This window comes from Rhodopirellula sp. UBA1907, from assembly GCF_002337565.1.
Lineage (GTDB): Bacteria > Planctomycetota > Planctomycetia > Pirellulales > Pirellulaceae > Rhodopirellula > Rhodopirellula europaea.
In genome coordinates, this window is the sequence record NZ_DDGH01000089.1 from 66,750 (window position 1) to 92,004 (window position 25,255).

The 25,255-nt window shown below is 57.8% G+C and carries 18 protein-coding genes and 1 tRNA gene; 10 read left to right on the top strand and 9 right to left on the bottom strand.

What is annotated here, in order from left to right:
* Positions 1–51 precede the first annotated feature (51 nt).
* Positions 52–876: an enoyl-ACP reductase FabI gene (locus B2R17_RS19540; RefSeq protein WP_008653502.1), complete on the bottom strand. Its 825-nt coding sequence runs from the start codon at positions 874–876 to the stop codon at positions 52–54.
* A 40-nt stretch (positions 877–916) separates the two neighbouring features.
* On the opposite strand from B2R17_RS19540, the gene B2R17_RS19545 reads away from it, so the two are divergent.
* The 5 genes from B2R17_RS19545 to B2R17_RS19565 all read left to right on the top strand — a co-directional run bounded on the left by B2R17_RS19545 (position 917) and on the right by B2R17_RS19565 (position 10,213).
* The gene (locus B2R17_RS19545) at positions 917–3,049 is read left to right on the top strand and encodes a sigma-54-dependent Fis family transcriptional regulator (protein ID WP_339886606.1); all 2,133 of its coding nucleotides are present in this window, start codon (positions 917–919) and stop codon (positions 3,047–3,049) included.
* 189 nt (positions 3,050–3,238) lie between these two features.
* Positions 3,239–4,045 (top strand): alpha/beta hydrolase, encoded by an 807-nt coding sequence (locus B2R17_RS19550; protein ID WP_286765290.1) that lies wholly within the window; start codon positions 3,239–3,241, stop codon positions 4,043–4,045.
* The gene (locus B2R17_RS19555; RefSeq protein ID WP_286765291.1) at positions 4,042–6,609 is read left to right on the top strand and encodes a BatA domain-containing protein; all 2,568 of its coding nucleotides are present in this window, start codon (positions 4,042–4,044) and stop codon (positions 6,607–6,609) included. Before B2R17_RS19550 ends, B2R17_RS19555 begins: the two co-directional genes overlap by 4 nt.
* Positions 6,606–8,975 carry a VWA domain-containing protein gene (locus B2R17_RS19560; protein WP_286765292.1) on the top strand — a complete coding sequence of 790 codons (2,370 nt, stop codon included), beginning with the start codon at positions 6,606–6,608 and terminating at the stop codon, positions 8,973–8,975. Before B2R17_RS19555 ends, B2R17_RS19560 begins: the two co-directional genes overlap by 4 nt.
* Positions 8,976–9,052: 77 nt before the next feature.
* A complete protein-coding gene (locus tag B2R17_RS19565; protein WP_286765293.1) occupies positions 9,053–10,213 on the top strand; it encodes an iron-containing alcohol dehydrogenase in 1,161 nt (386 codons plus the stop codon).
* Positions 10,214–10,582: 369 nt separating this feature from the next.
* Here B2R17_RS19565 and B2R17_RS19570 read toward each other — a convergent pair whose 3' ends face one another.
* The 5 genes from B2R17_RS19570 to B2R17_RS19585 form a co-directional block, all read right to left on the bottom strand.
* Entirely contained in the window at positions 10,583–12,211 is a 1,629-nt protein-coding gene (locus B2R17_RS19570; protein WP_286765294.1) for a DUF1598 domain-containing protein, read from the bottom strand.
* Positions 12,212–12,541: 330 nt separating this feature from the next.
* Positions 12,542–12,595 carry a hypothetical protein gene (locus B2R17_RS28435; RefSeq protein WP_414707382.1) on the bottom strand — a complete coding sequence of 18 codons (54 nt, stop codon included), beginning with the start codon at positions 12,593–12,595 and terminating at the stop codon, positions 12,542–12,544.
* A 43-nt stretch (positions 12,596–12,638) separates the two neighbouring features.
* A complete protein-coding gene (locus tag B2R17_RS19575; protein ID WP_286765295.1) occupies positions 12,639–13,769 on the bottom strand; it encodes an ATP-binding protein in 1,131 nt (376 codons plus the stop codon).
* 3 nt (positions 13,770–13,772) lie between these two features.
* On the bottom strand, positions 13,773–14,246 hold the full coding sequence (rpiB, locus tag B2R17_RS19580) for a ribose 5-phosphate isomerase B (RefSeq protein ID WP_007339637.1): 474 nt from the start codon (positions 14,244–14,246) through the stop codon (positions 13,773–13,775).
* Positions 14,247–14,249: 3 nt separating this feature from the next.
* A complete protein-coding gene (locus B2R17_RS19585) occupies positions 14,250–15,635 on the bottom strand; it encodes a Sua5/YciO/YrdC/YwlC family protein (RefSeq protein WP_339886621.1) in 1,386 nt (461 codons plus the stop codon).
* A 37-nt stretch (positions 15,636–15,672) separates the two neighbouring features.
* Here B2R17_RS19585 and B2R17_RS19590 point away from each other — a divergent pair, with 37 nt between their 5' ends.
* Positions 15,673–16,671 carry an NHL repeat-containing protein gene (locus tag B2R17_RS19590; RefSeq protein WP_286765296.1) on the top strand — a complete coding sequence of 333 codons (999 nt, stop codon included), beginning with the start codon at positions 15,673–15,675 and terminating at the stop codon, positions 16,669–16,671.
* Positions 16,672–16,780: 109 nt separating this feature from the next.
* Here B2R17_RS19590 and B2R17_RS19595 read toward each other — a convergent pair whose 3' ends face one another.
* On the bottom strand, positions 16,781–17,632 hold the full coding sequence (locus B2R17_RS19595; RefSeq protein ID WP_286765297.1) for an SGNH/GDSL hydrolase family protein: 852 nt from the start codon (positions 17,630–17,632) through the stop codon (positions 16,781–16,783).
* Between the two features lie 334 nt (positions 17,633–17,966).
* On the opposite strand from B2R17_RS19595, the gene B2R17_RS19600 reads away from it, so the two are divergent.
* The 3 genes from B2R17_RS19600 (at position 17,967) to B2R17_RS19610 (ending at position 19,353) form a co-directional block, all read left to right on the top strand.
* A complete protein-coding gene (locus B2R17_RS19600) occupies positions 17,967–18,584 on the top strand; it encodes a ClpP family protease (RefSeq protein WP_007327156.1) in 618 nt (205 codons plus the stop codon).
* A gap of 58 nt (positions 18,585–18,642) precedes the next feature.
* Positions 18,643–19,230, top strand: coding sequence for an ATP-dependent Clp endopeptidase proteolytic subunit ClpP (gene clpP / locus B2R17_RS19605; protein ID WP_007339633.1), 588 nt, complete (start codon positions 18,643–18,645; stop codon positions 19,228–19,230).
* Between the two features lie 48 nt (positions 19,231–19,278).
* Positions 19,279–19,353, top strand: a tRNA-Met gene (locus B2R17_RS19610).
* A gap of 288 nt (positions 19,354–19,641) precedes the next feature.
* Here the strand turns inward: B2R17_RS19610 and argH are convergent.
* The gene (gene argH, locus B2R17_RS19615; RefSeq protein ID WP_286765298.1) at positions 19,642–21,024 is read right to left on the bottom strand and encodes an argininosuccinate lyase; all 1,383 of its coding nucleotides are present in this window, start codon (positions 21,022–21,024) and stop codon (positions 19,642–19,644) included.
* An 87-nt stretch (positions 21,025–21,111) separates the two neighbouring features.
* Here argH and B2R17_RS19620 point away from each other — a divergent pair, with 87 nt between their 5' ends.
* Positions 21,112–24,120 carry a hypothetical protein gene (locus tag B2R17_RS19620; protein WP_339886605.1) on the top strand — a complete coding sequence of 1,003 codons (3,009 nt, stop codon included), beginning with the start codon at positions 21,112–21,114 and terminating at the stop codon, positions 24,118–24,120.
* 85 nt (positions 24,121–24,205) lie between these two features.
* Here the strand turns inward: B2R17_RS19620 and B2R17_RS19625 are convergent.
* On the bottom strand, positions 24,206–25,255 hold a 1,050-nt coding region (locus tag B2R17_RS19625; RefSeq protein WP_286765300.1), incomplete at its 5' end, for a PQQ-binding-like beta-propeller repeat protein.

Here is a 25,255-nt window from a genome sequence, read left to right on the forward strand (position 1 = left end):
TTGGGGCTGAGGGGGTGGATTAGCGATTAGCGATTAGCGATTAGCTAGGAGCTACTTGGTTTGCTTTTTGATTTCGTCGAGCAAGCGGCCGGGGCTGCCCATGGCGTGGTAGCCACCGTCCACGTGCAGGATTTCACCACTGATTCCGGAGCTGGCGTCGGACAGCAGGAACGCACCCGATTTCCCGACTTCTTCGTGGGTCACGTTGCGTCCCATGGGGGCCATGTGTTCGTACATCGTCAGCATCTCTTCGACGCCAGCGGCTCGTCCGGCCAGCGTGCGGATCGGGCCGGCCGACAGAGCGTTGACGCGGACACCGCGGGCACCCATGTCAAAGGCCAAATAACGCATCGAGGCGTCCAAAGCGGCTTTGCAAACGCCCATGACGTTGTAGCCGGGGACGCATTTTTCGCCGCCGTAGTAGGTCATTGTCAGGACGGAGCCGCCCGGGTTCATGATGGGTTCGGCGGCTGCGGTGACGGCCAGCAAGGAGAAAACGCTGGATTCCATCGCCAATTTGAACCCCGCTCGCGACGTGTGCATCGTTTCACGGCCCAGGTCGTCCCGGTCAGCGAAGGCGATCGAATGCAGCAAAAAGTCGATTTTCCCGAAGGTTTTCTCGGTGTGTTCGAAAATGGTGCGGATGTCGTCGTCGTTATTCGCGTCCATGGGTAGCAGGAATTCTGCGCCATCTTCTGGATCTGTCAATTTGGCAACTCGACGACGATTGCGTTGTTTTTCGTCGTCAGCACGGTCGGGAAGGTGTGTGAAACCGCATTTACCACCCTGCTTCAGAATTTCCTGAGCGATCGCCCACGCGATCGAATGGTCATTGGCGACTCCAATGATCAGTCCCTTTTTTCCTTCAAATTGCATCTTCAACCTTTTCGGCTTAGTTCTATTTGATTGTCCAGCGGTGAACATCATCGCGGCGGTTTCCAAGACCGACAAGCCGACGTTCTTCTCTGGGCACCAAAGCGTGATTGGTTACTCATCTCTTAATGTTGTCAAAGCAAATTCAACCATGGATCGGTCACAGTCTGTTTTGCCTCCGCACGCTACCTCCTCAGCTTCGGAGGCATCGATGACCCACGGCAACGCTCTGACGTCATTCATGCCGGTTCTGCTGGGGTTGGTCGGAAGTCAAGCATCGATTCGCGGCGGCGTGGTCAGCCAGATCCAGGATCGTTGGCAGCCGACATTTTGGACCGGAGATCGTTGGGGGCAAGCGGAGTCACTGGCCAGCCAAGCGGTCGCGGACGATCAATTCGTCACCGCGGACGGTTTCGCGGGGTTGAGTGTCTCCGTCACGCCGGGCGCTGACATGGCCACTTCAGCGACGAGAGGATCGGGTTCGGGTGTCACCGGGGCGGTGACGGGAGATCTGGGGTCTGGACAAGACATTTTGCCGGGAGTTGGCAGCGACGCGATTGTGTTGTCGATCGATGGCAAACCTGCTGACTCGGACACATTGAAGATGTTGGCGACCGCGTTGGGCCGATTTCTGTGGCTGCAACGCAATCATCAGAACGACGCCCGGCGTTTGTGGCAAACTTCCAAAATGTTGCAGCACGCCGCCGTTTGGCAGCAGCTCGACAGCGACGAAAAGCTTTTGGCGTCGATGGCCGATTGTGCCTGTGAAGTTTTGAACTGCGAACGCGCCACGATCTTTCTGTGGGACAAACGCACGAAGAAGTTGATTGGCCGGCCCGCGATTGGAATTGAGGGCGGTGTTCTTGAGGTGGAGGACAATGCGGGAATCGTTGGCGAAGCGTTGCACAGCGGCAGCCCGCGATGGTGGTCTGCCGGAGGCACCGATGAAGGCCGCGTCAATCGACGCATCGATCAAGCTCAAAACTTTACGACGCGATCCTTGTTGGCCGTGCCGATGGTCAACTCTCGCGATCAAGTGATCGGCGTCTTCGAAGGCATCAACGCTCGGCCCGGCGATCATCGCAACGAGAGTTTTGATGCCGCTGATGTGCGCACGCTGACCGAGTTGGCGATGCATGCCTCGATCGCGATTGATTCTTACCGGACGCGAACGGATTTGACCGAGACCCGTGATCGGTTGGTCGAGCAAGCGGCCCAGTCCAAACCGTTGATTGGCAATCATCATTCCATCCAAGAAATCCGCCGCAACGCCACGAAGGTGGCTCCGACAGATCTCAGTGTTCTGGTGCTGGGCAGCAACGGAACGGGCAAAGAGGTTTTAGCTCAACACATTCACTATCAAAGCGAACGTCGCAACGGCCCGTTTGTCGCGGTCAACTGCGCCGCGTTGGTCGAGACATTGCTGGAAAGCGAGTTGTTCGGCCACGAGAAAGGTGCTTTCACCGACGCATCAGACACTCGAGTCGGCAAGTTTGAATTGGCAAACGGCGGCACATTGTTCTTGGACGAAGTTGGCGACATGAGCGCTGGCGGACAAGCCAAGCTGCTGCGAGTTTTGGAAGAGAAGGTTGTCGTTCGAGTCGGTGGTTCGCGACCGATTCCCGTTGATGTTCGAGTGATCGCGGCGACCAATCAACCGTTGCAGGAGCTGATCTCGGCAAAGCGTTTCCGCGAAGATTTGTTCTTCCGGTTGAACGTTGTGTCGCTGACGTTGCCGCCACTTTCGCATCGTGGCGATGACGTGATGGAGTTGGCCGAACACTTCTTGGCGGATTTCTGCCGCCAGATCGGGCGTGCCGTGCCGACGTTTGCAGCCAGTGCTCGCGACGCGATGCTGTCGCATGATTGGCCAGGCAATGTGCGGGAGCTGCGTAATACAGTCGAGCGTATTTGTTACTTGACCACGACGGATGTCATCGAAGCGAGTGATTTGATGATGTCGCCTTCCGCGACACAGGCGTCGACGGTCGCGCCGGCGATGGACGACGTCGATGGCAATTTGAATTCGGCGACGCGAGAGTTCCAGATCCAGCACATCGAGCGATTGATCGCATCGTGCGGTGGCAACATGACCGAAGCGGCCGGCAAACTGGGACTGCACCGTTCGAATCTGTATCGAAAGATGCGTCAGTTGGGAATGCCGACATCCAGCTAGTTCGCCATCGCGAGCAATCACGCGGCCGCTGGCTCAACATCGAACCACGGTCCCAATTGTTCCATTTTGCGAGCGTCCTGTTGAATGAATCGAGACAATCATTCGGTGAGTGCTCGGGGACAATTGGGGCGCTGGTTTGATTTGCTTCTGGGCTGACTCAATCGCCGCCGACGCACTATCTTGGGAGGCATGAACAATCCCAAGAAATCTTTTCATGAGTCGTCCTTCGGCGAGCTCGCGTGCACCGTTGTCGATGGTTCCGATCAACCTTGGTTGCCGGTCATTCTGTGTCATGGCTATGGAGCCCCCGGCGATGATTTGGTCGGCTTGACGGACTACTTGATCGCCAAGCTCGGAGACGCTGCCAAAGCTGTGCGGTTTGTGTATCCGGTCGCGCCGGGTGACTTGGCCGATCAAGGGATGCCTGGTGGGCGAGCGTGGTGGCCGCTGAACATGGCTTCCCTTCAGCAATTGCTGCAAACGTCCCAGTTCGACCAATTGCACGATCAGACTCCGCCGGGAATCGAAGCGGCCAGCGGCCAACTGGTTTCCGTCGTCCAGTCGGTGCTGAACAACATGCCCGCCGATCCGCCTGAATCCTCTGGTTCGTCGGCGATGAGTGGTGAGGCCGGTCGTCCGTATGTTTTGGGTGGTTTTTCGCAAGGTGCGATGGTGACCATGAACACGGCGCTGACAGGCGACATCCCTCCGCCGGATGTGCTGGTTCAGTTCTCGGGCACGTTGGTTTGTGGACCGCAGTGGATCGAAGCTGCGTCAAAATCGGGAAGCGGACGATTGAAAGCGACTCGAGTTCTGCAGTCGCACGGAAGCCAAGATCAGATCCTTCCGTTTTCAAGTGCCGCGACTTTGGCGGACACGTTGCGCGAAGAGGCTTTGGAATGGGAGTTCCGAGCGTTCCAAGGTCCACACACGATCGAGGCGGGTACATTGGACCACTTGGCCCAATGGATTCTTGATTTGACGGATCGCAAGTGACGTTCTTCAACGCAACGCTGATTCTCGGAACGCTGGCTGCGGTGGTGCCAATCGCATTGCACTTGCTGGCCCGCCGTGAACCGCAACGCGTTGTGTTTCCGGGAGTCCAGTTTCTGAGACCCAAGTTGAGTTCGCAACGAAGTCGGTTGCGAATTCGTCGTTGGTGGTTGTTGGCGCTTCGCGTGTTGGCGATCATCGCCTTGGCCGTTGCTTTGGCTAGACCGCACATCGATTCGGCGATGTCGTCGACATGGTGGACCGTTGGTCTGATGGGTCTGACCGGAGTCGGTTTCTTGATTCTGGCCAGTGTTGCTGTCGCGCGTGGGATGGGACGGTCGTTGGCCGTCGGCGTGGCGGTGGCGGGTTTGCTCGCGCTGCTCGGTTCGTTGTTCCTGGGAACAAGAACGTGGGCGACGTCGGGTGATTTGTCAGAAGGCAACGAGCAGCCAGTCGCGATGGCTTTGCTCATTGACAATGGTCCCTCATCCAAACGATTGATCGCTAGCTCAGACGGAACGAACTCCAGCCGATTGGAAAATGCGATCCGCGAAGCCGCAACGGTGATTGAACGTTTGCCGGATGGGAGTCGTTTGGTGGTGCTGGACCGTTCCGCGACGCCGATTGGGTTTGCGTTGGATGCTACATCGGCGCGTCTGCGTTTGTCTCAAATGAAACCGCTGGCCAATCCATTGCCGGTTCAAGAACGCATGGACGCGGCGATCGAGTTGTTGCGTTCCAGCGATTTACCGGGCAAGCAATTGGTCGTGGTATCGGACTGGAACGCCGCGTCGTGGAAGCCTTCATCGCAAACACCTGCGATGCAACCGGAAGACGTTGCGATATCGATGTTGCAAGTCGATGCGGGCGTCGAAGGGAACGTTGATGCATCGGCCGAACGCTCGATCAATCGCTTTCTGTTGCCGCCCAAATTGATTGAGGTGGCTCCGGCACCGGGTGTCTCGATCCCCATTTCGGTATCGGTTGGAATGGAATCGTCTTCGGCAAGCGAGGGGCAATCGATCAATGTAACATTGCAACTGAGTTTGTATGAACGCGACCCGTCGTTGCCTGTCATTCGCGATGGCGAATTGGTTTTGCCAAGGTTGCGAGGGGTGGATCGAGCATCGGCGACGGTTGTTGCGGGGGCCAACGCGGAATTGGTTTTGACGTTGCCACCGTTGGATTTGGGAACTCATCATGCGGTCGTTGAACTCGTCGGCGACGACGCATTTGGATGGGACGATCGACGTTTTTTGACGCTCAACATTCCCGTTCCGCCGCGAGTATTGTTGGTAGGCGAAAACGTGGATGAACGGAACGAGTTGGGACACGGTCTGACGGCACCCAAAGCACCGGATGAAGACGGAGCCGGGTTTCGTGTGGCCGGCGTGACATATGCCGATCTGTCCGCGGTCGATTGGCAATTGATTGACGCGGTTGCGATGATCGACCCGCCAATCCAAATCGATGCCGCCTCTCAATCGGTCGTGTCCGGTAGTGGGCTGACGCAAAGTACAGTCGATCAACTCGTCGAGTTGGCTCGTCGCGGCGGAGGTGTGGTGATGATGCTCGGCCCGTCAACGGAAGTTTTGGGTGTCGCGTCACCGAACAAACAGGCAGGTTCAGACGGAACGGATCGCTTGCTGCCAGATCTGGTGAGATCGTGGCGTGTACCTGAGCCAGGACGGTTTTGGGAAGAGCGTTTGCCTTCCCATCCAATTTTGCGACCCCTGACGATGCTGGATGACCAGCCATCTTGGAGTGCATTTCGCGTGAATCGCTACTGGCAAAGCGAACCCAACGCCGCCGCCGGTTGGCAGACGGTGGTCCGCTACGCCGGGACTCAGCACCCCGCCGTCGTTGCTCGAACCATCGCATCGGACGATCCCAGCGACCACTCAGGTCGCGTTGCGGTGCTCACCACACCCTTGCCCGCCTTGTCGAAGAAGACTCGTTCGTGGAATCAACTGTTCACCGCCGCGGACGCTTGGCCCGCATTTGTGGTTTGGCGTCGATTGATGCAGTGGGCGACCGGAGTATCGGATCAAGCCACGACGGTGTTGGTCGGCGCGTCCGCGGTGGTTCCTGAAGAGGATGCCGCGAATCAAACTCGGCGTGCCACGGATGCGGCGGAGGCATCTGCCGGCGCACTGGACGAATCAAGCGTGCGACTGTATCCACCGATGGCCGAAGAGACTGAGATCGACGGGGAGCCGACCATCAGCGAAGTGAACGTTGCCGAGCGTGGTGGCGTGTTCTCAGAGACGAACAAAGTCGGAACAACGTTCTTACGCGGCCCTGATTATTGGGGCGGGTATTCAACGAACTTGGACCCCGTTTGGTCGCGAGACGAACGCGTCACCGCGTCGGAGATGGACCAGCGATTTGGAGCCAAGCAATGGATGTCGTCGGACTCTGGAGAACGATTGTCGATCCAAGGTCGTGTGGGAGGTTCGCCTCCGGTGTCACTGCATGGACCAATGATGTTGTTGGCAGTGATTGTCTTTCTGGCTGAGCAATTGCTGAGCAATCGGTTTTACCGAACATCAGGAGAGGCAGCGTGAGTTGGAGCCTCGACCCGATTTATGATTCGTTGCCGGTGGCTTTGCTGTTGGTGGGTTTGATCGCGACGATGTTGTTCACAATCCTGCCACCGGGAGTCAGCGGGCGTCGACGACGGGGATTGCTGTTGTTGCGTGGTCTGGCATCCATCGCTTTGGCTCTGGTGTTGCTTCGTCCGGCACTCGTGAGGACAGACAACCGGCCCGCGGCGGCCACTCTTGCCATCGCGATCGACACATCGGCAAGCATGGGGTTGCCATCCGATGGATCGGAGAATCGTTGGCAACAGCAACGACGGTCGCTGGAGCGATTGGCGGGAGGTTTGTCGGATTCTGATCAAGCGTTGCAAGTCGTCGTGATGGGGTTTGATGCGTCGGCAAATGTGATCGGTGAGAGCGGAACGACTGAACTGAGAACGCTGGCACAACGCGTTGGTGAAATTGAACATTCAGGGAAAGAGACCGATCTGTCGTCTCCGTTGTTGATGGCGATGAACCGAGGGCGAAACAGCCCGCTGACCGGAGTGGCGGTCTTTAGCGATGGAACCCAAATCACGAATCGGTCCGAAGGCAACGAGGCGGAACAGTCGGATCCACGCCGAGAAGCCCGCTTGGTCGGTGCGATGGGTGTTCCGGTCTGGGCGGTTCCTTTGGGGCCTCCCGCCGAGGCATCTCGGCAGATCGATTTGGCAGTTGAATCGTTGCCGGAAACGTTTCGCATGTTCACTGGCAACGAATCCAGTGTTTTGTTTGATGTGCACACGCGAGGCATTGTGCAGTCGCCCGCCAAAGTTTCGCTGCAGTGGATCGATTCGGCTGACCAAACCGCGATCGCGGCGACTCGAACTGTCACGCCCGAATCGATGGAGCAAACCATCGCGATTGAAGTGCCCGTGTTGGCTCCCAAGCCTGGCAAGTATCGATTGGTCGCCAGCGTCGAGACACGATCGGGTGAGACGATCACGGATAACAATTCGCAAGTTGCGTTTGTCGATGTTCGCGAAGGTGGCGGCCGAGTGTTGTACTTGGAAGGCACGCCGCGATTGGAACAAAAGGATCTGCGTTGGGCACTCGGTCGTTTCCTCGATTTGGAATTGACCTATCGATGGATTCCGCGAGACACGGTTGGCGCATGGCCGATCGATTTGGTGGAGGACTTCAGCCGTGGTCGCTACGACGTTGTGATTTTGGGTGACTTGCACTCATCGGCACTTGGAAATGAACAACTGCAAGAACTAGCGGACTCGGTGGGCGAAGGCACCGCCCTGATCATGTTGGGCGGTGAGCACACTTATTCGCGAGGCGGATACGCGACGACTCCACTGGCGAAGGTCTTGCCGGTTCAATTGGATGATCGACAACGTCAACCGCCGGGGCCGTTGGATGCATCGGATCGGTTGGGTAACGACACCGATCCAATGCGGCAGCCTATCGTGCTGCGACCATCAACACCGCATCCCATCACAACCATCGAGGTCAGCAAGCAAGGTGGTGTGATTGGCTGGCCTGATTTGCCACCCATGCCAGGTGCCAACCGATGGCCATCGGTTCGGGTTGCACCCGGGGTTCAAGTTTTATTGTCGACACCACGTGACGAGCCGATGATGGTGGTGGGTGAATATGGCCGCGGACGAGTGGCAACCCTGGCGTTTGATTCGACTTGGACGTGGCGACGTGCGGGGCTGGGTGATTTTCACCGTCGGTTTTGGCGGCAATTGATTTTGTGGTCGCTCGCTCGTGAGGATTCATCTCAGCAAACCATTCAGCTGGAATTGTCGCCGCGACGTTTTGTGGCCACCGAAGCACCTTTGTTCACAGCGACGATTCGGGGCGATCTATCCGCACTTCCGGATTCGCAATCGGGTGCCAACTCCGGGGCGTTCCAGGCCGAAGTGATTCTGGCGTCGGGAGAGACCGTGGCGGTCCAAATGTCCAGTACGGTGTCGACAAACGAGTCGGCTGTCTCGTTGACGGGGCAATTACCATCCATGCCGCCTGGGTTTCATCGATTGCGAGTCAGTCCGGTCGGGGACGGTGCGATGACGGGCTCTGGCGATCCGCTCGAGCCGGCGGAGGTCGCCTTTCAAGTTCTTGACGACACCCGAGAATTGAGTGTTTCGCAGACCGATCATTCGCTGCTTCGGCAAATTGCATCCGCGACATCGGGATCCGGCGGACGGGTTTTTGAGCCGGACCAGATTGATGAATTGGTGGATTTGATCCAGTCACGCCGCACGGAGTCGACCCGCACGGTCATCGAAAAATTCAGATTGGGTGACGGACCGGTGAGCGGTTGGTTCATTTTCCTATTTTTTGCCGGGGCTTTGTCGGTCGAGTGGTTTCTGCGACGTCAATGGGGTTTGGCATGAGCGAAGGATGCGTTCAACTGATGGGCCTTCCCGCCTGATCTCCCGCCTCGATTGCCGCCCCTCTTTAGGACTCCCGCATGCAACCGTTTGATCTTCATCCACGAACGCGAATCGTGTTTGGGCCGAACGTTTCAAATCAGATCAACGAGTTGGCACGCTCTCTGGGTGGCGTCTTGGACTCGGGACGGCCTCGAGTATTGGTTGTCTGCGATCCGGGAATTGTGGCGGCCGGCCATTTTGATCGCATCACCGGTTTGTTGCGTGACAACGACTGGGAAGTCCACGCGTTTCATGAATTCGCCGAGAACCCAACGTCTGCGATGGTGGACGCGGGCGTGAGCGTCGCAGCGGATTTTCAGCCGGACCTGCTAATCGGGCTCGGCGGCGGCAGCAGCATGGACTGCGCCAAAGGGATCAACTTTGTATACAGCTGCGGTGGTCGCATTCACGACTACCACGGCGTGGGCAAAGCGACGTCGGAGATGCTGCCGATGATTGCCATTCCGACCACGGCGGGTACCGGCAGCGAAGCTCAAAGTTTTGCTTTGATCAGCGATGCTGAAACGCACGTGAAGATGGCGTGTGGTGATCCCAAGGCCGCATGTCGGATCGCTTTGTTGGATCCGACATTCACGCTGACGCAGCCTCGCGGAGTGACGGCGCTGACCGGCATTGATGCGATCTCGCACGCGGTTGAAACCTACGTCAGCAAAAAACGCAACGTGATGTCGACGACTTACAGTCGACGGGCATTTGGATTGCTGGCCCGATCCTTCGTTCGAGTGTTGCAGGTGCCGGATGACTTGGAAGCTCGGGCGGACATGCAGCTTGGCGCGTGTCTCGCCGGAATGGCGATTGAAACATCGATGTTGGGCGCGGCGCATGCCACGGCCAATCCTTTGACCGCTCGGCACAACGTGGTGCACGGTCAAGCGGTTGGGTTGATGTTGCCAGCGGTGGTTCGGTTCAACGGAACCGTGCACGCGGATTGGTACTCGGAGTTGTTGCGAGAATTGGAACCTCACAGTGAGGTTTCCGAGGCACCCACACGTCTGGCCGAATTGATCGAAGAGTGGATGCGAGAAGCAGACCTTGCGACGACGCTGGATGATCTGTCCATTCCAACATCTGACATCGGTTTGTTCGTCGAAGATGCGCTGAAGCAGTGGACGGGAACGTTCAACCCAATCGAGCTTGACGAAGATTCAACGCGAGCGCTGTATCGCGAAGTGGTCTAGTGATCTCTCAAAAACAGCCACGAAGTGTCGGCGAATGTCGTCTCGTTGGGACTGGTGCGGGAGTTTTAGCCACGAAGTGGCGGCATGATGTAGCCATCGGCGTGAGCCGATGGAAACGGGCCGCGGCAGAATCATCCAGTCCTGAAGGGACGGCAGGTCGCATGTCGTTTGCAAACACCTGTCGCCCCTTCAGGGCTTTGGTTTCTGGTGCGTTGCCTCCCCTGACCACGGGTTTGCACCCGTGGCGACAACCTGTCGTCCCGTTGGGACTGGTGCGGGAGTTTTAGCCACGAAGTGGCGGCAGGATGTAGCCATCGGCGTGAGCCGATGGAAATCGAGGCACGACTGGTTGGGCACTGGCTCGGTCAATCACTCTGCGTTCCACCACCAGCGATCGCTGGGGCGTGCGTCGACGAGTTCTCCGTAGTGGGCCAAGCTTGGACGCGGTTGGACTTGTTCGGGGAGCAAGCCGGAAGGTTCGATGCTGACTCCGCCGCTGGCCAGAATCAGTTGATGCATTTTGTTGCGGTGGCGATATCGATGCAGGACTGCGATCGAGTCGACCTGGGTTGGCGTTGCCAATTGGGTGGACCTCTTCGAAGCGAAGTGCAGTAGCGCTCGTTGCAGAGTGGCGTGATCGTTTTGAGGGGAAACCATGGTCGAGGTTTGCTGGCTGTTCTGAACCCAAAGTTGTCCCAACGCGGTGGCTTGGTAAACCGACTCGAGTGCACCGTAGAGCGGATAGCGGGTCCTGATCGTTGACCACTGTTGGTTGAAGTGATTGACGAAGGCTTCCGTCGATGGATCCAAAACAACATTGCCACGCTGGCCATTCAGCAACGCCAATTCATTTTCGCCGCTGAGTCGCAAAGGGGTGCCGGTCAATTGCCAAAGGTTGGCGGAATCGGCGCGTTCGTGGTGGACATCCAAGGCTTGTCCGGTGAACCAAAGTCGAAGCAACAGATCGGCAGGCGGCGAATTGCCCGCCGTGGCTTGGATGGTTTGCAAGTAGTTGCGAACTCCATCGGGCATGTCTTCGTCACCGAGTGCCAGTCGTTTCATATGGCGATCCGCTTCGATGAGAAGCCAGGCGATTTCGTGGTCCGCGGAGGTGCCAAAGACGTGAATGTCTTGCCGGCCCAGGGCTTCGGCCAATGACTCGGCCGCCAGTCCCCTCGGTACGTCACCGGAGACGATGGATTGTCCGAGAGCAGTCGCTTTCTTCAGTCCGTCCGGTGTGGGATCGATCGTGCAACCAAATGGTTGTTGGTGAAGAGCGGCGGACAATCCGACCGCGAGCGACGTCAAGTTCATTGGCGGAAGACCCGAGCGTCGATCAACTTGCCAACCGTTCACTTGATCGAAGCCACCCACCGTGCCGGCCAAGACAATGTCGTCGTCGGTTAACAAAACAAGCGAGACCTTGGACAATCCACCGGCATGTCCAAGTGCATCGTTGTTGGAGTTTGGTTCTGAAGTGTTGTGATCGGCAAGGTTTTCCGAAGCGAGTGCTTGCATCCAACGCCGGACCGACACGCACCGAATTTTGGCTGGTGATGTCCAGTGTTCTGGGACCAATTCGGATGCATCATCGCGACCGCGAGCCGCGTCCAGCATCAATGCGGTCGCATGCTTCTTCCATTCGACCGACTTCGGTTCAGTTTCACTGTCTTCCTCGGCTTCGCGAAGCAGGCCATTGGGAGCGACCACGATGCCGGCAGGATATGGAGCCATCGTTCCAACGCCGCCGAGAGCTTCCCACGATTCGGGTTCAACCGTGGTTTGAATCAATTGCATCAACTGGCTGAAGTCGGCCAATGATTGACCACCTGCTGCACCCGGGTTTGTATTGGCGCCCCCTGAACCCGCTGGATGGGTGGCGAAGCCGCCGGGATCGTTCAGGCCGCTGTTGGTTTGGGCGAGTGAGTGTGAGGCTCCGGCGAAACCGAGCCAGGCGAGCAGCCAAACGCTGGCGAGAAGTTTTTTCCAAGCGAACATCGTGACACCCCGAGAAGACGGCGAAGAGAAGGCGGTGCTTCTAGCGTAACGGTTGGCCAAGTCGCCGAACAGCAAAACTTGGCGAGCTTTGTGGTCTCGGTGTGGCTGACTTGCATCGAAGTCGTGGGACTTTCAGCGGGTGCCGACCCTAACACGACTCGTCAATTTTCCTGTCGGTTGGCCACTCTTGGCCGGCGTCCGCGGCTTGGGCGGGCAAGAGTGCCCATCCTAGATGCGTTCAAACCTGGTTGATGATTAAGTCGACAAGCTGTAAAGCGGCGGTGTAGGCCAGGTTTTGCCTGGCGGGGGGCTGGTCGTACGTCTGGGAGTCTAGCGGGAGGGCTGGACGCCTCGCTTTGTTCCAAAGCATTGGCTGGATGCCAGGTGATAACCTGGCCTACGACGAGGGGCGGCCAGTCGGGACTGCCTAGCCGATGGCTCCTCGGTCGCCGGTGGCGGCCAGGGTCAAGTCGGAGGCGTAGCAGTCGACAAGTGTACCGAGGTTGGCGCTGCGGTCGATCTCGCGAAATGTTCTCAGGGTGCGATCGAGTCGCCGGTGGGTGGCAGGATCGTATTCGCCGGAGCTGGCATCGGATCGCAGTTGCCGACGGTAGTGCTGGACCGCGATCGAGAAAACATCTCGCAGCGCTGCACGTCGTTTGGGGACGTCTTTGCTGATCGAGTCGAGATGCCCATTGATCAAACGAACAATCGCGGTTGGGTCAGGTACCGGAGCGGCGAGTTGATTCCAAAGGGCTTCGCGAATTTGTTCGCCGCCTCCGCGAGCCAACCGAGCGGCGACATGCATGTCGCCGGCGGACAACTCGATTGCCGCATCGAGAGCATCGTCCGACATCGTCGGCAACAATTCGTCTTCGTGTTGCGACTGATAGTGATCGAGTTGTTTTCGCAGCAACGCTCGCCCCGCTTCACCAGGCGGTGTTTGAAAACGAAGGACCTGGCATCGTGAACGAATGGTGGGAAGTTGGCGTTGTTCGCTGCTGCCGATCAGGATGATCAATGCATTGGCGGGCGGTTCTTCCAGCGTCTTGAGCAGACAGTTGGCACCTTCTTCGTTGAGGAAATCAGCGTCATGCAGAATCGCGACTTTGCGTTGAGCCTGCATGGGTCTCAGGTGCACGTCATGGCAAAACCCTTCTTGCAAACGGGCGTCGACTGGACCGATCAGCAGTTCCAATGGGATCAGAGTTTTGTCGTCTGGTTTGCGAACTTGGATGAAGTCCGGGTGCGTGCCGACTCGGACTTGGACGCACGACGGACATTCGCCACACGGAGCCATGTCCCGCGCCGTGCTTCGCTCGCACAACAATGTTTGTGTAAGCAGAATCGCGGCGGAGGTTTTGCCGACGCCGTTGGGACCGACGAATAGAAGGCTTCCACCGAGGCGACCTTGGCGGATGGCTGCGGTGAGTCCCGTGATCAAGGAATCGTGCCCGATCAAGTCGCTCCAAGATTTCAGCGGCGGCGCATCGACCGCGATTGCTCGCGTGGTTTTCGCGGCTTTGGGAGAAGTCGTGGAGGCTTTCTTCGCGGCCACGAACTAGACGCCGCGATTGATGTCAGGCGTGTCGATACTGTCGATCGCCGTGATCTTGTCGACGCGTTGTGCGTGGCGACCGCATTCGAAATCGGTGCGAAGCCACATCAAAACCAATTCATCGACTGGGCGTTCGCCGATTAGGTCACCCGGCAGACACAGCACGTTGACATCGTTGTGGCGGCGAGACATTTCCACGATGACTTCGTCGTAGCACGAAGCTGCTCGGACGCCGTGGAATTTGTTGGCGACAATTGCCATTCCGATCCCGGTGCCGCAGATCAGAATCCCGCGATCCAATTTGCCATCGCGAATTTGCTCGGCAACGCGGATGGCGAAATCGGGGTAGTCAACAGGGTCGGTCGAGTCGGTGCCCTCATCGCATACCTCGAACCCTTCGCGTTGAAGCGTTTGCAGGAGACGTGCTTTGATGTGCACGCCACGGTGGTCGCTCGCCAGGCCTACTTTGATTGTCATGCCTTACTCTGAACCAGCATTGTGCCGCGGTGGTTCGTCATCTGGACCTTCGTTTGGGCCATCGGACGGAAAGAAATCGGGGGGCAGTTCGCTCAGCCAACCTTCCAGTTCGCTTACGATTTGATCTGCACATTGTTCATACACGTCGACCGGCATTCCAACCGGATCGCTGACATCACCTCCGTCACGACGAAGAGTGAACACTCGTTCGGCTCGGTCCGGCCAAGCCGCCACGATCGCATCTCGGTGACGACGGGTCATGGTGAGTACCAAGTCGGCCATCGTCATCAGGGAATCTTCGAGCGGTTGGCTGGCGTGCCCAGTCAAATCCAACCCGCGCCGGCCCATCACTTCCACTGACTGGGGGCTGGCTCCGCTGCCGTGTCCCGCTGCGACGCCAGCCGAAACGACACGGGCGACATCCTCACGTCCGAATTTACGTCGCAACGCTTCCCGAAGCAACGTTTCTGCCATGGGGCTGCGGCAGGTGTTGCCGGTGCACACGAGTGCGATGACTGGTTTGACAAATTGATTCATGGCAGCTTGTTGGATCACTCCTGTTCGCTGGACGTGCCAGTGATTGCCCGTGACGCGGACCACCGTTCCTTCATCACCATAACGACTGATACCGTCGTCGAGCAGCAGTGGCAAGGACTCGCCCGTTCCGGCGTTCAACGCCGATTGCAATTTCTCCGCTGTGGTGGGCGGAGATGCGTCCGGCAATCCAATTTCGCCCCAGACCAACGGCGCGGACAGGTAGCGGTGGATGTGGCTGAGCAACCGATGCCCGGAGACTCGAAATGCGACCGGACCACCCGCTGGGGAGGTCCGATGGCCGGCCCCCGCTCGTAGGGTTCCAGCGACCGACTCTGGTAAACAGCTCATTGCCGAAACCGCATCGTCGCAGTCCGCGATCAGCGTCAGCGGGCCCGGGAAGCATCGTTCGGACAATCGTCGGCCCAAAATCGTCATTGGCATCAAAAAGTCGCCCACCGCTTCGGTGCTGCGAACACACAGTGCGATCGAACCCGCATCGGCCGTGGGTGCGACAAAGCCGGCTTGGTCCGCCGTGGATTCATCCGATTGAGTCGACCAGCCTCGGCAAGTCGCTGTCCACTGCGCCAATCGACGCACCGCGGCCGGGCACAGTGAGCTGGCCACCAATCCGTAGACTGTCTCGCTGGGGACGCCGATGACCTGACCTTCGACCAGCGCTTGAACGCTGCGATGAACAATATCGCGTGGATCGTCGGTCGTTTGCAGGTCGTAAATCATGGGCACTTTGTGAGGTGGGCGATCCATCCGACGCGGATGGCCGCTAAACTCAGAAGCAAACGCTAGCGGGACACCATATGCTAGCGATTCGAGCTCATCGTTGGCAGCCTGCATGCGACACGGCAGACGCCACGTTCTCCAGGTAGGCCGCATGCGCGAACCATCGCAAATCAATCTCGCTGAATCCAATCCGATTGATCGGCGTCAGGCGTGTCAGCAATTGGTGGCCGGAGCGACATCGTTGATTGGCCTGGCGAGTCTGAACGGTTGCGTTGCTTCCGCGTTCGGCGGGACACCCGAACTGGTTTGGGGACGACGTGGGTTTTCAGACGGACGTTTTTTGAAGCCGCGAGCGATGGCGATCGATCCGGACGACCAACTGTACATCGTCGACACGACCGGTCGGATCCAAGTTTTCGATGCCGATGGCCAACATTTACGAACTTGGACGACGCCGGAAACAAACAACGGACGTCCCACGGGAATGGTTTTCGACGGTGCAAAAGACCGATTGCTGGTCGCTGACACGCACTACTATCGGATGCTCGCGTTTACACCGACGGGAGAGCTTTTGCCGGAGGATCAAATCGGCGGCACGTCCGGCAGCGGTGCCGGCGAGTTTGCCTTCGTGACCGATATCGCGGTGGATGGCGATGGTTGTCTTTACATCGGCGAGTATGGAGCGTCGGATCGGATTCAACGATTCGATCCCGATGGCACCTTCATGGCTCAATGGGGCGGAACGGGGCGCGAGGTTCAGCACTTTGTCCGGCCGCAGAGCCTGGTCATTCACGAGCAGACTCTGTGGATCGCGGACGCCTGCAATCATCGTGTTCAGCGATACGATATCTCGACGACCGAGCCGCAATGGATTGGATCATGGGGACAGGAAGGCAAGCAACTCGGCGAGTTTTACTATCCCTATGGAATCGCGGTGGACCCGGATGGCACCGTGTTGGTCTGTGAATTTGGTAACCAACGGGTTCAACGTTTGACGCCCGAAGGCGAACCTGTTTCGTCCTGGGGCGCCCCCGGACATGACCCCGGACAGCTCTATGAGCCTTGGGGATTGGTCGTTGATTCTCAGCGGCGTGTGCACGTGCTGGATAGCAACAACCACCGTGTGCAGCGATTCACGCTGCCGGGTTAGCGGGTGACCAATGTCGCCCATTGGCTCCGGCCAATCGACTCACTTCGCTGTTGCGGGGGTGGATCTCCGTTGGGCGGAGCCAACGGGCGACGAACTCATTGGCGACGAATCAATCTTGTGTCTGTTCGCGGAGGACTTCGATCAGGCGATCGCGAATGATGTCGCCCCAGATGTCGTAGCCTTCTTCGTTGAGGTGCAACTGATCGTCGACAAACAGATTTTCTCGCGGTTGATTGTCGTGCGTCAAAAACGTTTCCGCCGTCGCGACGAAGTGAACGTTGGGCTCGGTGAAGCAAACTTCTCGCAGCATCGCGTTCAGTTCGCGAATTTTTGGCCAGGCGTCGTAGCGTGAACGGGTCGGGGTGACTTCGACCAGCAATACAGGTGCGTCGGGGCGATGCTCGCGAGTGACAGCGACGACGTGGCGAACCAATCGTTCGACTTCCTCGGGCGTTGCATCGTTTTCTTTGCCCGAGATGTCGTTGCCAACGAAGATCACCACAGCACGGAAATCATGGGGCGTGATCAGCCGCTCAGCGAAAACGGCAAGGTCCGAGTACTTGGCGCCTCCGTAGCCCCTTGGGATCACTCGAAATGGCGCCAAGTCTTCGGCGGCGGAATCCCAGCGTCGAATGCTGCTGCTGCCGATCAGCAAAATTCCGTCCGCCGGATCAGTGGTTTTCGCGTCGAGAGCCTCGTATTTCTGGATCTCCTTTTCCCAGCGTTTGGTGGCCGCTTCGCGATAGGGAGCCAAAACATCGGCATCGCTCTCGGATGTTTGGGCGGAGACACCCGTCGCGGAAACGTCTTGAGCCTCTGCACTGCGAAAATGCGTGCCGGAAAGAATCGAAAGGCAGGCGAATCCGCCCAAAATCCATGCCGTTAAACGGGCGGAAGTGAATCGTGGACTGGCAGGAAGTGAATCGGCGGGCTGGCGAAAGAGAGTCGTTTTCAAACGCATGGTGTGGAACCTGGGTGGGGAGCGTGTGGGGCGGGGGCGTTGCCGGTGGACGGGGCCGGCTTCGTCAGGCGGGGTGAAGGGCGGGTGAAACGGGCCGGAACGTTAAGATGCGTAGTTTAGCACGCATCCCAAGGGCATCGGAGAACACCTTCGCGGGTCAACCCGTCTTGTCACCTGGTGTTCAATCGCGAACACTGAACCTTCTTGCCCCGATTGGGCCTTTTGTTCATGACGGCAACCCTGTATTCCACGCCAAAGGCTACCACGAATGTCCGATCCGTTTGGTTCCCCGTTTCCGTCCCTGCATGATCAGAACCTAAACGCGCAACACGCCATGGCTTCGGATCATCGTCTCGCGAACGCGGCTTCCTATCAGAGTTATCAACGCCAACGTCAGATGACGCTGGGCGATTTGTTGCTTGAAAACCGAATCGTTTTCATGCAAGGCGAGATCCACTACGCCAATGCCAACGAAATCGTGATGAAGTTGTTGTATCTTCAGAGCGAAAATCGTCGCAAAGACATCCACCTGTACATCAACTCGCCCGGCGGCAGCGTCACCGCGACGTTGGCGATTTATGACACGATGCAAATGCTGTCGTGCCCCGTCGCGACCTACTGCGTCGGCGAAGCCTGCAGTGGAGCGGCCGTGTTGTTGATCGGTGGTGCCAAGGGAAAACGATTCTGTTTGCCAAACAGTCGCGTGATGATGCACCAACCGCTCGGCGGCGTCTCAGGCCAAGTCAGCGACATTGAAATCCAAGCAGCGGAAATGTTCCGCTATCGCGATAAACTGAACGAAATCATCTCCAGCCACTGCGGCAAATCGGTGGAGCAAATCGCCAAGGACACCGATCGCGATTTCTTCTTGGACGCACAACAAGCCAAAGAATATGGGCTCGTTGACGACCTCTTGTTGGGAACTCCCGCAAGCGAAGAAGACGAAGACTGATTCCTCTCAGACTTCGGACCTCCCCTTCTCAACGAACCAAAACAACTAGGACATCATCATGCCCGTCATTCCTTACGTGGTCGAAAGCAACGGCCGCGAAGAACGCACGTACGACATTTACAGCCGGTTGCTGAAAGACCGGATCATCTTTTTGGGTCAACAAGTCGACGACCAAATCAGCAACGCGCTCGTCGCTCAAATGCTGTTTTTGCAAGCCGATGATCCCAAGAAGGACATCCACATGTACATCAACTCGCCTGGTGGCAGCATCACGGCGGGGATGGCGATCTACGACACGATGCAATTCGTTTCGTGTGACGTCGCGACGTACTGCATTGGACAGGCCGCTTCGATGGGTGCGGTCTTGTTGACCGCCGGTGCCAAGGGCAAACGATTCGCATTGCCGAACGCTCGCATCATGATTCACCAGCCACTCGCTGGCATGCAGGGCACCGCTCGTGAAGTGGAAATCCACGTCGCTGAGTTGCGCCGGATCAAGCAACGCATGAACGAGATCATGATCGAACACACCGGTCACTCGCTCGAGAAAATCGAAGAGGACACCGACCGTGACCGCTTCATGTCCGCTGACGAAGCGTGCAGTTATGGTTTGATCGACAAGGTCGTCAAAAGCATCGACGACTGATCCCCTGCGATTCAAGAGATGGCCGGTTTGGACTGGCCGTCTCGCATCGCCCCCTTCGTCTAGTGGCCCAGGACATCGGCCCATATCCGGTCGGAAACGCTCGTTCGAATCGGGCAGGGGGTACTCTTGCTCTTGAGGCGTTCTTGCAACGCCTGCGTGGTGCTGATCGCAAAGGGCAAATGGACAATTGCAAAATGCAAAATCGCGGATTCAGGCAACCTGCTTCCAGCGTCACAGCATTTTAAAATTTACAATTGTCAATTTCACTTTTTCAATGCCCAGGCTGCCCACCGAGCGGCGTCGGTGGGCTACAGCTGTTTTGATTTCCCACCGAGCAGCGTCGGTGGGGTACAGGCTGCGTTGACCTCCCATCGAACGGCGTCGATGGGATACGGGGTGCGACGGTGTTGGTCACGCGTTTTCTAGGCGTGAGGTCCACAGCTTGATCTGCTCGCGAACGCGTGCCGGTGCGGTGGAGCCTTCGCTGCGGAACGCGGCGATTGCGTTGGCGGTGCCAAGCACTTCATAGACCGATTCGTCGATTTGGTCGCTGAGCTTTTGATAAGTCTCCAGCGGCAAGTCGGACAGCGTCACGCCCTGCTGCATCGCTTCGGAAACAATCGCGCCGACCAAGTGATGAGCGGTTCGTTGTGGCATCCCGCGAGCGATCATCCATTCCATCAACGTCGTTGCATCGAGGTATCCCTTTTCGATCCGTGCCGAGATGGATTCTCGTTTGAGTTCGGCGCCGCGAACGATCGGCGCGGCCAACTCCAACATCGCTCGGGTTGTGTCGAACGCATCAAACAACGGTGGTTTGTCTTCTTGCAAATCGCGGTTGTAAGCCAGTGGCAAGTTCTTGATCAGCAACATCAGGGTTTGCAGGGCACCCATCACGCGAGCCGATTTGCCGCGGGTGAGTTCCAGCGTGTCCGGGTTCACCTTTTGCGGCATGATGCTGCTGCCGGTGCAGAAGGCTTGTGGGATTTGGATGAAGTCAAACTCCACCGTGCTCCACAAAATCCATTCTTCGGCCCAGCCACTCAGGTGGGATGCGATCAACGACATCACAAAGGTGGACTCGACCACAAAGTCACGGTCGCTGCTGGTGTCGAGGCTGTTCGCGGTGATGCCTTCGAAATCCAGCGCCGACGCGGTGTGTTGACGATCGATGGGCAGAGTCGTGCCGGCGACGGCGGCGATGCCGAGCGAGCACTGGTTGACTCGTTTTCGGCAATCGGCGATTCGTTGCCGGTCGCGTTCCAGTTTTTCGATGTAGGCCAGCCAGTAGTGCGGCGCCAGCACCGGTTGGGCTCGTTGCAGGTGCGTGTAGGCGGGCAGGACAACGTCAAAGTCATTCTCACAACGCGAAAGAAACGCGGCTTGCAGATCGACCAACAACGCATCGATTTCATCGAGGGATTGCCGGATCCACATTCGGGTGTCCGTGCTGACTTGATCGTTTCGGCTGCGAGCGGTGTGCAGTTTGCGGCCGGTGTCGCCAATCCGATCGATCAAGGCTTGTTCGACATGCATATGGATGTCTTCGAGCTCGAACCGCATCGGCAATTCGCCGCGATCCAGTTCGCCTCGAATGGTTTCCAAAGTGTCCTTGATGAGCTTGAATTCCTCTTCCGTCAGCAGATCCACGTCGCGAAGCATGTTCGCGTGGGCGATCGATCCGCGAATGTCGTGCTCGTACAGCCGCGAGTCAAAACTGATGCTTTCGGCGTATGCTTCCAGTCGGGCATCGGTTTCGGCTTGGAAGACACCACTTCGAGACGGGCTGGCCACGGTTGACTTTCTGGGTGAGAGGTTTCGAATGTTCAGGATTCGCGTGCCCAAATTCAGGCCCGAATAGAATGTCGCAAGACACGGCTGGTGAAAACCACGCTGCCAATCTTCCACGAGACTCTGATCATGCCTTCCCCGTCTGAACAATCCACCCCCATTCGCACTTTGTTTTCTGAGAAGACCCTTCTCGTGACCGTGCTGTTGTCCGCCGGGGTGGTGTTTGGTCTGTTGATTGCCGGTGACGTTTCGGTCGCAAAAGCTCAGTTGCCCGCCACACCGCTTCAGCCCGCTACAGTTCCACCGGTGCCGTTCGGGCAGTCCGGCCAAGTCCCGCCAGGTCCATTCTCGCAGGGTGCGGTTGCTCCGCCGCTGGGTGGTGCAACCAATGCGGTCGATGTTCGTGTGCAAGCTGTCACGGGGCAGCCTTACGGCGTGGCAGTCATCGAAATGCCACTGCGGAATCCGATCGTCGGACCCGCTCCAGGTCCCCTGACGATCGATGGAGAACCCGCTCCGGCGACAACGAAAATTTTCTATCCGGTGAGCAACGACATCCGTGTTACGGTGGGACGTCCGCCGTCGGAGCAACCCGTGCCCCAAATCGGCCGTGGCCGTTTGCTGAACCGAGTCGGCAATCTGATTCGCGAATTGACATCGAGTGACGATGCGACGGAACAAACGGTCGGACGCCGTGTGATGTTCCTCTTCACCGGCGACCAGCCGTTCTCAGTGCCCGTGCGAGATCACCTGGGCACGCTGACGATGGTGGACGTTCGGCCGGTGGCTGATCCGGCACTTGCTCGAACCATGCAAACGGCTTGGTGGGATGAGACCACAGCGGCCGCGAAACGACAGATCGATGCAACCGACACTCCGCCGTGGGTGCCAACCTATCTGATCGCAATGTTGTCGGGGCGTTTGAATTTGCCGTTGCCGGCTTGGTTTGGACGAGGTGATGAAACCGAAACGGATGACCCGCTGCTTCACACGCTCGAGTGGATCGGTGGTGCGGCGGGAGTTGCCAACGAAGTCTTCGCCGTCGCTGCCGCAGGTGGTCCGCTGCAACAAACTCTGAACGACCCAACCCCGACTCAGGTCGCCGCGTTGCCGCTGCCTGCCGCGCCGGTTTGGCAACCTCCGGTTTCGACCGCACCCGTCGAGCCGCCCGCGATGGAAGTTTTGGCGGAACATGTGCCGCCGGAGTGCTTCTATCTTCGTTATGGATCGTTTGAAAACTACCTGTGGTTTCGCGATTTGACACTCGAGTACGGCGGTGACATCTCGCGAATGATCACGCTGCGTGGGATCAGCAACGAATCCGCGGAACGTTTGGAACGTCAGTTGGGTGTTCAGACCAATGCGATGAGTCGTTTGCTGGGTCCCAGCGTGATTGAGGATCAAGCGTTGATTGGTCGCGACATGTACCTGGACGATGGGGCCTCAATTGGTGTTTTGTTTCATGCCAAGAACGTGTTCTTGCTGCGAAGCAGTTTGAATAGCGACCGCACCAAGTTGGCCGATAGCGATGACTCGGTGACGCTGAAGAACGTCGATCTGCAGCATGGTTCCGCGACGTTACTTCGCAGCAGTGACAACCGCGTGCGATCGTTCTTGGTCGAAGCCGGGCCATGCATCTTGGTCACGAACAGCGAGACCATTGCGGACCGTTTTTTGGAAGTCGCGAAGACCGGTGAGTCATTGGCCGCCACCGCGGATTTTCAGTTGGCTCGCAGCTACATGCCGTTGGAACGCAACGACACCATCTTTGCTTACTTCTCCGCCGAGATGCTGCAAGGTTTGTTGGAGCCCTCTTACTTGATCGAGCTTCGTCGGCGGATGCAGGCGGAAGCCGACATCGCATTGGTTCGATTGGCTCGCATGGCCGCACGATCCAATACGGTTCCCGGCGAATCCACGATTCAAGAGATCGACGGTTTGATCAACGCGGGATTCCTGCCTGAGAATTTTGGTGATCGAGCCGATGGAACCGGTGTGGTTTCATTCGCCAATCACTTAGTCGACACACGACGTGGTGCTCGCGGAACGTTCTTGCCGATCGCCGATAATCCCGTCGAAACGGTGACCGCCAGCGAGTCACGTTGGTACGGGCAAATTGCTGCCGCGTACAGTGATCAATTCAGTTCACTCGATCCGATTGTGATTGGCGTGCAGCGAGAAGAGTTTCCGATTGATCCAACGGGACCCACCGCCGGTGAGCGTCGCGAACGATTGACCATTCACGCTGAGATCGCACCTTGGCAACCGGAGAACTATGGCAGTTGGGCGAAGCAGCTCGGCCCGCCAACACAAGTCGCGATGGAGTTTGCTCCCGATGATGTGGTCGCGTTGCAAGCTCACGTCGCGTCGGAAACTCTCGGCCCGCCGACGCACTTGTTCGCTGCCATCAAGGATTCGTTCCCGCCTGAACCGGAGTCGATTGATGGTTTGATTAGCAAGTATCGAGCCCTCAAGACTCTGCCAGGGTACCTCGGTGCGTGGCCTCAACCCGGTGCGCTGGATCGATTGCCGCTCGGGCTGGGACGTGGCCAGCCTGTTGGGCCAGGGATGAACCGATTGATCGGTGGTTTGTATCGCTACACCGGTGGCGGTTTCAGCGTGTTGTCATTCCAACCCGATGTGTTGAACGCTTCACTGCAGCATCTTTCCGCGAACGAAGTGGACGATCACGCTCAGGTGCGAGGAAGAATTGACAACTTAAAAGGCACGAAGCTGGAAGGTTGGGTGAATCAACAGCTTTACGAGCGAGCGGCAACGGCCAGTCTGGCGGGAGCCGAGTTTTTGAATTCGTTGGTGGCTCAGTTGGGCGTGCCGGTGGATCAAGCGATGGACGAAGCCGAGTTGGTTTTGGGTGGTCGTCCACAATGCCCGCTCGGTGGCGACTACCAGTTTGATCCCGCTCGGCGACGGTTTGTCAGCACAGCTTGGCCGTCCGATCAGTTCGGTCCCTCACCGTACGCACCGGCGGAATATCAAACTCCATTGTTGGGTTGGTTCCGCGGTGCCGAGGCACGTTTGACTCAGTATCCAAACCGGTTGATCGCCGATGCGACGATCGAGATCGCACGGGCACAGTAGAGTCCCGCATGCTCGCGAACGAGCCATGGAGTCCAATGTCGGCTCCATGCTCGTTAAGGGCATGCTCGTTCAGGACACTGTGCGACTACTTCGTCTTCAAACAGCACAGTTCGTCGTTGATGCGAAGGAACAAACGCCCTTCCGCGAATGCGGGTGTGGCTCCGACCGGGCCGCCTAAATCGAATGATTTGGCTCCGCTTGGTGAATCGCCGGCAGGCATCACGTGTGCGGTTCCGTCTAATGAAATCGCCAGCAGCTGATCGCCAATGATGATGGGCGAGGCACCGAAATTACCACCCAGCCGTTTGTTCCAGACTTTCTTGCCGTCGTCCTGCCAATCGATGCAAGTTGCGATCCCGTTGTCCGAAATCAGAAACATCAAATTATCTTTGACCGCGGGCGTTGGGACGTACGGTGCGGCTGTCGTGATGCGGAAAGCTTCGGTGGGTTGATCAGACGCACTCTTCGGGATGCGGACGGCGGACAAATAGTTTCCACCGCCACCGCTTCCACAGGTGCCGATCACCAAGTCGCCAACCACCAACGGCGAGCTGCAGCATCGTTTGTTGAACACCTTGAGCGACCATAGCATCTTGCCGGTTTCGGGATCGAGACCAAACACACCGTCACCGGTGCTGGCACAAATCAGTTGCTTGCCATCAGTCGTTGGGACGCCGTACGACGGTCGCGTTGAAGTGACGGGCGTTTCCCAAATCGTTTCACCGGTCTTGGGATTAAACGCCAACATGGAACTCTTGCCTGGTGTCTGCCACGCTTCCAAACTCTTGGATTGCTGATCGTTGAAAAGCAGCAACTTGGAGTCGATCACGACCGGGCTGGCACCAAAACCGTGCACTCCTGACCAAGGTCCTAAGTCACGCGACCAGACTGGTTCGCCTTTCATGTCGTATGCCAGCAGTTCGGCATGGTTGGCGTCGCCGTATGCGAAGTACACATGTCCCTCATGCACAACAGGCGTGCTGGACGCGGCGGTGTTGCGGCTGTGGCGATGACGTTCTTCAAACGGATGCGAGCGGCGCCAAAGGACATCGCCGGTCGATGCATCGATGCTGACCAGATCCAACTTCATTGACTTGTCGGCGGGATCGGTCGCGGTGTCGAGCAAGAAGACTTG

Coding starts and splice junctions, on each gene's coding strand:
- B2R17_RS19540 (WP_008653502.1), bottom strand. CDS start 876: ATGCAATTTGAAGGAAAAAAGGGACTGATCATTGGAGTCGCCAATGAC.
- B2R17_RS19550 (WP_286765290.1), top strand. CDS start 3,239: ATGAACAATCCCAAGAAATCTTTTCATGAGTCGTCCTTCGGCGAGCTC.
- B2R17_RS19565 (WP_286765293.1), top strand. CDS start 9,053: ATGCAACCGTTTGATCTTCATCCACGAACGCGAATCGTGTTTGGGCCG.
- B2R17_RS19570 (WP_286765294.1), bottom strand. CDS start 12,211: ATGTTCGCTTGGAAAAAACTTCTCGCCAGCGTTTGGCTGCTCGCCTGG.
- rpiB (WP_007339637.1), bottom strand. CDS start 14,246: ATGACAATCAAAGTAGGCCTGGCGAGCGACCACCGTGGCGTGCACATC.
- B2R17_RS19585 (WP_339886621.1), bottom strand. CDS start 15,635: ATGCAGGCTGCCAACGATGAGCTCGAATCGCTAGCATATGGTGTCCCG.
- B2R17_RS19590 (WP_286765296.1), top strand. CDS start 15,673: ATGCGCGAACCATCGCAAATCAATCTCGCTGAATCCAATCCGATTGAT.
- B2R17_RS19595 (WP_286765297.1), bottom strand. CDS start 17,632: ATGCGTTTGAAAACGACTCTCTTTCGCCAGCCCGCCGATTCACTTCCT.
- B2R17_RS19600 (WP_007327156.1), top strand. CDS start 17,967: ATGGCTTCGGATCATCGTCTCGCGAACGCGGCTTCCTATCAGAGTTAT.
- clpP (WP_007339633.1), top strand. CDS start 18,643: ATGCCCGTCATTCCTTACGTGGTCGAAAGCAACGGCCGCGAAGAACGC.